Below are 8081 nucleotides of genomic sequence, written 5' to 3' on the forward strand. Positions count from 1 at the left end.
GGCCAGTGAAAGCCAAGACGAACTCGACCCGCTGGGCTGCATGCGCAAACTGCTGATTCATTTGTTTCATCAAGTTGCCATGGACCCGAAAACCCGACGCATCAACGAGATTCTGTTTCATAAGTGCGAATTCACCGATGAAATGTGCGACCTGCGCCAGCAGCGCCGAACGGTCAGCCTCGATTGCAATGTGCGAATCGCGCTGGCCCTGAGTAATGCGGTGAATCGCGGGCAGTTACCGGAAAACCTCGACGCTGCCCGCGCGGCCATCAGCTTGCATGCCTACATCGATGGCATCCTGTATCAGTGGCTGTTGGCTCCCGACAGTTTTCAACTGCACATCGAAGCCGAGCGTTGGGTCGACACAGGTTTGGATATGCTGCGCTTGAGTCCCAGCCTGCGCAATTGAAACAAAATGCGTAATTGGATCCGTTTTTGTCAAGGCATGACGCGGGGAATGTCCCTGCTTCGCGCGCTTTTTTGCAATGGGATGCTTTTATATACGTACGTTCGCCAGGTTGATAGGTAGCGAGCTACGTATTTTGTAGGGATTTTGTGTCGAGTATGTGAATGAGTGTGAACGCCCCGGCTACAAGGGCGCCGAATAGCCGACCAAAGGCATCGCATTTGCCTCAGTGACCTTTGATCTTCCTTACGCAAAAGCCCCGGCTCTTTCGAGTCGGGGCTTTTGCATTTCAACGGTCGAGGCTTACAGCGTCGGATAGTCGATATAACCGACCGGGCCCTTGCCGTAGAACAGTTCAGGACGCGGCTCGTTCAGCGGTGCATCGGCCTTCAAGCGCGCTGGCAGGTCCGGGTTGGCGATGAACGGCACACCAAACGCCACCGCGTCGGCCTTGCCGCTGGCCAGCCACTCGTTGGCGCTGTCCTTGGTGAAGCGTTCGTTGGCGATGTACGGGCCGCCGAAGGCTTCTTTCAATTGCGGGCCGAGGCTGTCGGCGCCTTCTTTTTCGCGCGAGCAGATGAACGCGATGCCGCGTTTTCCCAGTTCGCGAGCGACGTAGGTGAAGGTCTCGGACAGGTTGTCGTCGCCCATGTCATGGGAGTCGGCGCGCGGTGCCAGGTGCATGCCGACGCGGCCAGCGCCCCAGACTTCGATCACGGCGTCAGTCACTTCCAGCAACAGGCGCGCACGGTTTTCCAGGGAGCCACCGTAGTTGTCGGTGCGCTGGTTGGTGCTGCTTTGCAGGAACTGGTCGAGCAGGTAACCGTTGGCACCGTGGATTTCCACGCCGTCGAAACCGGCGGCCTTGGCATTCTCGGCCCCCACGCGGTAAGCGTCGACGATGTCGGCGATTTCAGCGGTTTCCAGGGCGCGCGGAGTTGGGTAGTCGGCCAATGGACGAACCAGGCTGACATGGCCTTTAGGCTGGATGGCACTCGGTGCGACCGGTGCTTCGCCGTTCAGGTACGAAGGGTGGGAAACCCGACCCACGTGCCACAGTTGCAGGAAGATTTTGCCGCCCGCGCCGTGGATCGCTTTGGTCACGTTGCTCCAGCCGCGCACCTGGTCGTTGGACCAGATGCCGGGAGTGTCCGGGTATCCGACGCCCATCGGCGTAACCGACGTGGCTTCGCTGAGGATCAGGCCGGCAGAGGCGCGCTGCACGTAATACTCGGCCATCAGCGCGTTCGGCACACGGCCTTCGTCGGCGCGGCAGCGGGTCAACGGTGCCATGATGATGCGGTTGGCCAACTCGAGGTCGCCCAGTTTGATCGGATCGAAAATTGTCGTCATTTAATAGCTCTCTTTTAGCGATTAATGGGTAGCGGGGGCCAGCTCGGCATCGCCGCTCTGACGGAAAGTAATCAGGGTCACCAGCAGGGCGAGCACCGCCAGTGCGGCTGCCGCGAGTGGCACGCGGGTCAGGCCGAAGCCGTGGGCGATGACGCTGCCGCCGACCCAGGCACCGAGTGCGTTGCCGACGTTGAAGGCGCCGATGTTCAGGGTCGACACCAGGTTCGGTGCAGCCTTGCCGAAGGTCACCACGTTGACTTGCAGTGCCGGCACGGCGGCAAAGCACGCGGTGGCCCAGAGGAACAGGGTGATTTCGGTCGGGATCAGGGCCACGCTGGTCCAGGTCAGCACGGTGGAGACCACCGCCATGGTGATGAACACGCCGATCAGCGTCGCCGCCATGCCTTTGTCAGCCAGCTTGCCGCCGATGATGTTGCCGACTGTCAGGCCCAGGCCGATGAGCACCAGGGTCCAGGTCACGCCACGCGGGGAAACACCAGTGACTTCGCCCAACAGCGGCGCGACATAGGTGAACAAGGTGAAGACCGACGCGGCGAACAAGGCGGTCATGCTCAGGGATAACCAGATACCGGCCCCCTTGAGGGCGCGCAGTTCGGCGCGCATGTCGAGTTTCTCTTCATCGCGCTTGGCCGGCAGAAAGCGGATCAAACCGATCAGCGCAATCACACCAATCACGGTCACTGCCCAGAAGGTCGAACGCCAGCCGGCTTCCTGGCCGAGCGCGGTGCCCAGCGGTACGCCGAGGACGTTGGCCAGGGTCAGGCCGGTGAACATCAGGGCCACGGCCGACGCACGTTTGTTGGCCGGCACCAGGCCTGCCGCCACCACCGAACCGATGCCGAAGAACGCGCCATGGCACAAGGCGGTGACCACACGGGCAAACATCAGGACGTTGTAGTCACTGGCCAGGGCGCAGAGCAGGTTGCCGATGATGAAAATCCCCATCAACGCTACCAATGCGGCCTTGCGCGGCAGCCTGGCGGTGGCCAGTGCCATGAACGGCGCGCCGATGGCCACGCCCAGGGCGTAACCGGTCACCAGCCAGCCGGCGCCGGGGATCGACACGCCGAGGTCCGCCGCCACATCGGGCAGCAAGCCCATGATGACGAACTCGGTGGTGCCGATGGCGAAGGCGCTCAAGGCCAGAATGAGTAGCGAGAGGGGCATGGTTGATTCCTTATCGGCGTACTGACGTAAAGGGTCAGAGCTCTTTGCTGAAGGTGCGGAGGAATTCCTGGATGGTTTCCTCGTTGCGTTTGAAAAAATGCCACTGGCCGACTTTGCGGCTGCTGATCAGGCCGGCGCGTTGCAGGGTCGCCAGGTGTGCGGACACCGTGGACTGCGACAAACCGCAACGTTGATCGATCTGCCCGGCGCAGACGCCGTGCTCGTTGCTGTGGGTCTGGTCGGGAAATTCGACGGCCGGGTCTTTGAGCCAGTGCAGGATTTCTCGCCGTACCGGGTGTGCCAGGGCTTTTATTATTTCGTCGAGGTCGAGGTTCATGGCTTGGGGCTCGTGATGAGTAAAACGTTATATCGCGATGGGGCGAACTTTAAATCGGTATTTCGCGATATACCAATATGATTTCGGTCTGATGACTGCGTAAATCGGTATATCGGGTTATAACGATATTGGTGAGGCAGTGCTAAGCTGCGCCCATGAACTATCTCGCACATCTGCACCTCGGTGGCCAACGCCCCGGTCAAATGCTCGGCAGTCTGTATGGCGACTTCGTCAAGGGACGGCTGCAGGGGCAGTTCGATCCGGAGATCGAAGCGGCCATCCAGTTGCATCGCAGCATCGATGTCTTCACCGACCGTCATCCGTTGGTGGATGTCTCGTTGTCACGGTTTTCCATCACGCGCAGGCGTTACGCCGGGATCGTGCTCGATGTGTTTTTCGACCATTGCCTGGCGCGGGACTGGGCGCTGTACGCCGACCGTCCGCTTACGCAGTTCACCTCGGATGTTTACCGGGTGCTGCTGGCCGAGCCGCAGTTGCCGGAGCGCCTGGCGAAGATTGCGCCGCACATGGTGGCCAATGACTGGTTGGGGGCTTATCAGGAATTCGAAGTGCTGGAGCAGGTACTGCGGGGGATTTCACGCAGGCTGACGCGGCCCGAGGAGCTGGCCGCAGCGATGCAAGAGTTGCGGTGGTTGTATGAACCGTTGAGCGAGGATTTTCGGTTGTTCTATCCGCAGCTTCAGGATTTTGTGCAGAGTCAGYCGGCGACATAAAACCACTGTGGGAGAGAGCAAGCCCGCTCCCACAGAAAAGTGTGTTTAAGCGGCGATGGCGGGGCGAATCGGGACTTGCCGGGGTTCCGGAATCGCCCCAAACAACGCCTTCTGCACCGCCTGTTGCGCTTCGAACGCCAGTGCCGCACGCTCGCGACCTTCGCAAGCGATCGGCTTGAGCAGGTGAATCTCCACCTCACCCCGATCATTGGCGAACAAGCGCATCAGGTGTGACAGCAAATCATCATCGCCAATGAACGGTGCCAGGGTATCCAGCTCGCCGTTGCGCAGATAACGAATCGCCACCGGTTGCAGCGCCACTTCGGAATCGATCGCCGCTGACAGCAAACGACCATGAAACGTGCGCAGCGAACGCCCATCGGTGGTGGTGCCTTCCGGGAACATCAGCAGCGGGTGTTCCTGTTCCAGATGGCGAGTCATCTGTTTGCGGATCAACTGACTGTCGCCTGAACCACGGCGAATGAACAGGCTGCCAGCCTTGGCCGCCAACCAGCCCGCCACCGGCCAGGTGCGCACTTCAGCCTTGGACAGGAACGACAGCGGCGTGAGCATGCCCAGCAGCGGAATGTCGGTCCAGGACACATGGTTGCTGACCCAGAGCATCGGCGCCTTCGGCAATTGACCATGGACGGTGACATGAAAGGGCAGGGCATTGCTCAGCCGCGCCATGAAAAACCGCGACCAGCGCTGGCGACGGACCATCGAATGGGCAATCCYCAGTCGTTCGAACGCGCCGAACACACTGGCCATGGTCAAGCCCAGCGCCACCACCATCAGCACTCGCGCAATTCGCGCGTACACCCGCAAGCGGCTCATTACACAGCCGCCTTGAAGTGCTTGGCGTAACGCGGGCAGAGCTCGTCGCGCTTGAGCAGGATGAACACGTCGGCCACCTGGAAGTCTTCGTCCCAGCACGGCTCGCCGCAGATTTTTGCGCCCAGGCGCATGTAGGCCTTGAGCAGCGGCGGCATTTCGGCGATGACGTTCGATGGAATGTCCAGCGTCGGCAATGGCTTCTTCGGCTCGGCCCGCAGGTGTTCGGTGCACAGGTAACGTTCGCGCAGGCGTTGCATGATCGCGTGGGCCTGGATGCCGCCGTCCTGCATCGGAATGCTCGCGCAACCCATCAGATAGCTGTAGCCGCCCTGGTTCAGCACTTCGGCCAGTTCACCCCAGAGCACGGCGATGGTGCCGCCGTTGCGGTAGGCCGGGTCGACGCAGGTGCGACCGATTTCCAGGATCGGGCCTTTCAGATGAACCAGGCCATGCAGGCTGAATTCTTCTTCGCTGTAGAACTTTCCCAGGCTGCTGGCGGCCGTGTGGTCGAGCAAACGAGTGGTCGCCACCAGGCGCCCGGTGTTCAAGTCACGTACGCCGATGTGGGCGCAGTGAACATCATAGTCATCCATGTCCAGACCCAATTCCGCGCCTTTCAGCCTGGCGTTGAATTCGCCGCTGAACACGTTGAAGCGCAAGGCCTGGGCTTCCTGCAGTGCCTCGGCGCCCACCAGGCGTTCGGCTTGCAGGCGGCGTTCATTGCCGGTGTCGCTGATGCGGGCGATCTGAGTCATTGCGAATCTCCGTACGGGCTGGCCACCCGTCTTGGGTTGCAGCCGATCGACTTTCTTTATGCAGCCGTGTTGTGCAAAGTCAGGCTATGTAGCCCCGGTGTCATCGCCATGAAGCTTTGGTGATGCTTATATGACAGCCCACAAGGAGCCTCTTATGCCCTGGCAAACCCTGTTGAACCGCAGCGATCGCCTGCCCGCCGACCCCGACCTTGGCGAAGGCTTCGCGACCTTGTTGCACCGCTTGGGCACGGTCACCCCGTTCGAATTGGCGGTGAACGGCGGACGCCTGATGGCGACTCCGGGGTTGGCGTTTCTGGTGGGGTATCAAGCGGCGCTGCGCATGCTCTGGCCGAGCGCGCCGCTGAGCCTCGGTGCGTTGTGCGCGACCGAGCAACGCAGCTTGCGGGTGGCGGACATGCAGACCCGGCTGCGGGATCTGCGTCTGAGCGGACGCAAGGATTTCGTCACCGCCGGCGATGCCGCCGACTGGCTGCTGGTCGCCGCTCGCAGCGAAGAGCCTGGCAGCGATCCGCGCCTGAGTCTGGCGGTGGTTTACCCCGGCGAACCAGGCGTGCGTCTGGAGAAACTCGCGCCGTTGCCGTTGATGCCCGAGATCAGCCACGGTCGGCTGTTTCTCGACAACGCGCTGTGCGAATTGCTGGCGGGGGATGGCTGGGATGCTTACGTCAAACCGTTCCGTACCCTGGAAGACATTTATGTGCTGAGTGCGATGACCGCGTGGCTGTTCGGCATCGGCCAGGACAACGACTGGCCGCACACCTTGCAACTGCGTTTGCTGGCGCTGCTGGCCGGGTGCGCGGAAGTCAGCCGCCAGGCGCCGAACAATCCGGCCGGGCATGTGTTGCTGGGTGGTTTGTTTGCACAGTTCGACGGGCTCAAGGCTGAAGTGAATCAGGCCATGACCGACGGCCCGCCGCAGTGGGCGGCGATGTGGCAGCGCGATCAGGCCGTGATGGATCTGGCGGCAGGGGCGCGGGGCAAGCGGTTGGCCAAGGCGTTGGCGGGATCTTCGTTAGGGTGACGGGCCTCCCAAAACTGTCATCAACCTCGACTAGGCTCAGCAGGTTCATCCTCCGAGCGTCCTCCATGTTCAAAGGCTTGTCGCTGATTTCCATCCTGCTGTTCAGCTTCACGGCCCAGGCCGAAAACTGGCCGGCCGAGCAATGGTTGCCCGGCCCGACAGTCACCGGTCCGGCCGTTCAAGCCCTGGAAAACTACGCTTTCCCACTCTGCAACGACACCACCCGCGAGGGCATCCGCACCGATGCCTTGCTGGTGATCCATGACGGCCAACTCGTCTACGAGCGCTACGCCGGCCCGACCCGTGCCGACACCCCGCACCTGACCTGGTCGATCAGCAAAAGCCTGATGGCCACGGTGCTCGGCGTGGCCTATGGCGAAGGTCTGTTCAAATTGCAGGACCCGGCGGTGCAGTTCTATCCAGCGCTGGAAAAACACCCCGCCATGACCATGGCCGACTTGCTGCATTGGGCCTCGGGCCTGGATTGGCAGGAAGACTATGAGTACGCACCGTTGAAGTCCTCGGTGGTAGCGATGCTCTACACCCGAGGTCATCGCGACATGGCTGCGTTTACCGCCGACCATGACGCGTACGCCAGGCCCGGTCAGGCCTTCCGCTACTCCAGCGGCGACAGCAATCTGCTTTCCGCCGCGTTGAAAGCCATTGTTGGCCCGGCCCGATATCCGGATTATCCGTGGACCGCATTGTTCGAACCCTTGGGCATTCGCGGCGCGGTTTGGGAGGCGGATGCCACGGGGACATTTGTCGCATCGTCCTATGCCTACCTCACCGCCCGGGACCTGGCACGGGTCGGCCTGTTGATGGCGCGCGACGGTCGCTGGCGCGAGCGGCAGCTGCTGCCCAAGGCGTGGGTCGACTTCAGCCGTGAGCCGTTCGCCCGCTACCGAGCCAACCAGGATGAAGCGGTGCCTGGCGGGCATTGGTGGCYCAATCGAGCGGTGGACGGTGCAGCACAACCCTGGCCCGATGCGCCCGTCGACACCTTCGCCGCGCTGGGCCATTGGGGCCAGGCGATGTATGTGATTCCCAGCGAAAAGCTGGTGATCGTCCGCTACGGCGATGATCGCGATGGAAGTTACCGGCATAACGAACTGCTCAAACTCGCGCTCAAGGCGTTTGCCATGAAGGTGCAGCCATGAGCCGTCGCAGTTTCATTCGCCGTCGGCCGTTCAGCACGCTGTTGCTGGTGCTGCTGATCGCCGTGCTCGGCTGGGTCTGGCAGGAACGCGTGGCGCTGTGGGCTTTTCCCGACATCATCAGTGCTTACACCGCCAAGGAATACTGCTCGTGCCGGTATGTGATGAACAATCCGGCGGCGTATTGCCAGGGTTATGTGAAGCAGTATTTACCCACCAGCGGTTTCGTCGATGATGCCGCGAGCAAGCGGGTAACGGTCGGCGGATTGGGG

9 protein-coding genes and 1 pseudogene are annotated in these 8081 nt (G+C 61.6%); 5 read left to right on the top strand and 5 right to left on the bottom strand.

Features of this window, described 5'->3' with window-relative positions:
* A pseudogene (emhR, locus tag AC1DLB_RS14230) lies at window positions 1-409 on the top strand (efflux system transcriptional repressor EmhR); the annotation flags it as partial.
* 300 nt (window positions 410-709) lie between these two features.
* On the opposite strand, the gene AC1DLB_RS14235 reads toward emhR, so the two are convergent.
* From AC1DLB_RS14235 to AC1DLB_RS14245, 3 genes are read right to left on the bottom strand one after another with little or no spacing between them, the layout of a single operon-like run.
* Window positions 710-1759, bottom strand: coding sequence for an alkene reductase (locus AC1DLB_RS14235; protein WP_018926859.1), 1050 nt, complete (start codon window positions 1757-1759; stop codon window positions 710-712).
* Window positions 1760-1780: 21 nt separating this feature from the next.
* On the bottom strand, window positions 1781-2947 hold the full coding sequence (locus AC1DLB_RS14240; protein WP_018926858.1) for an MFS transporter: 1167 nt from the start codon (window positions 2945-2947) through the stop codon (window positions 1781-1783).
* Window positions 2948-2981: 34 nt separating this feature from the next.
* Window positions 2982-3284 (bottom strand): ArsR/SmtB family transcription factor, encoded by a 303-nt coding sequence (locus AC1DLB_RS14245; RefSeq protein ID WP_018926857.1) that lies wholly within the window; start codon window positions 3282-3284, stop codon window positions 2982-2984.
* 155 nt (window positions 3285-3439) lie between these two features.
* Here AC1DLB_RS14245 and AC1DLB_RS14250 point away from each other — a divergent pair, with 155 nt between their 5' ends.
* A complete protein-coding gene (locus AC1DLB_RS14250) occupies window positions 3440-4018 on the top strand; it encodes an acyl carrier protein phosphodiesterase (protein WP_477785158.1) in 579 nt (192 codons plus the stop codon).
* A 45-nt stretch (window positions 4019-4063) separates the two neighbouring features.
* Here the strand turns inward: AC1DLB_RS14250 and AC1DLB_RS14255 are convergent, their stop codons facing one another.
* Window positions 4064-4855 (bottom strand): lysophospholipid acyltransferase family protein, encoded by a 792-nt coding sequence (locus AC1DLB_RS14255; RefSeq protein WP_477785159.1) that lies wholly within the window; start codon window positions 4853-4855, stop codon window positions 4064-4066.
* Window positions 4855-5610, bottom strand: coding sequence for an L-ornithine N(alpha)-acyltransferase (gene olsB / locus AC1DLB_RS14260; RefSeq protein ID WP_019580897.1), 756 nt, complete (start codon window positions 5608-5610; stop codon window positions 4855-4857). Before olsB ends, AC1DLB_RS14255 begins: the two co-directional genes overlap by 1 nt.
* A gap of 154 nt (window positions 5611-5764) precedes the next feature.
* Here olsB and AC1DLB_RS14265 point away from each other — a divergent pair, with 154 nt between their 5' ends.
* The 3 genes from AC1DLB_RS14265 to AC1DLB_RS14275 all read left to right on the top strand — a co-directional run.
* Complete coding sequence (locus tag AC1DLB_RS14265; protein ID WP_086944804.1) at window positions 5765-6652, top strand: acyl-CoA dehydrogenase middle domain-containing protein; 888 nt, start codon at window positions 5765-5767, stop codon at window positions 6650-6652.
* A 65-nt stretch (window positions 6653-6717) separates the two neighbouring features.
* A complete protein-coding gene (locus AC1DLB_RS14270; protein ID WP_477785160.1) occupies window positions 6718-7812 on the top strand; it encodes a serine hydrolase domain-containing protein in 1095 nt (364 codons plus the stop codon).
* Window positions 7809-8081, top strand: a 273-nt coding sequence (locus AC1DLB_RS14275) for an amidase (RefSeq protein WP_477785161.1), incomplete at its 3' end; no start/stop codon positions are given. The genes AC1DLB_RS14270 and AC1DLB_RS14275, both read left to right, overlap by 4 nt.

The organism is Pseudomonas sp. 05N434 (assembly GCF_056396965.1).

Coding starts and splice junctions, on each gene's coding strand:
- AC1DLB_RS14235 (WP_018926859.1), bottom strand. CDS start 1,759: ATGACGACAATTTTCGATCCGATCAAACTGGGCGACCTCGAGTTGGCC.
- AC1DLB_RS14240 (WP_018926858.1), bottom strand. CDS start 2,947: ATGCCCCTCTCGCTACTCATTCTGGCCTTGAGCGCCTTCGCCATCGGC.
- AC1DLB_RS14245 (WP_018926857.1), bottom strand. CDS start 3,284: ATGAACCTCGACCTCGACGAAATAATAAAAGCCCTGGCACACCCGGTA.
- olsB (WP_019580897.1), bottom strand. CDS start 5,610: ATGACTCAGATCGCCCGCATCAGCGACACCGGCAATGAACGCCGCCTG.
- AC1DLB_RS14265 (WP_086944804.1), top strand. CDS start 5,765: ATGCCCTGGCAAACCCTGTTGAACCGCAGCGATCGCCTGCCCGCCGAC.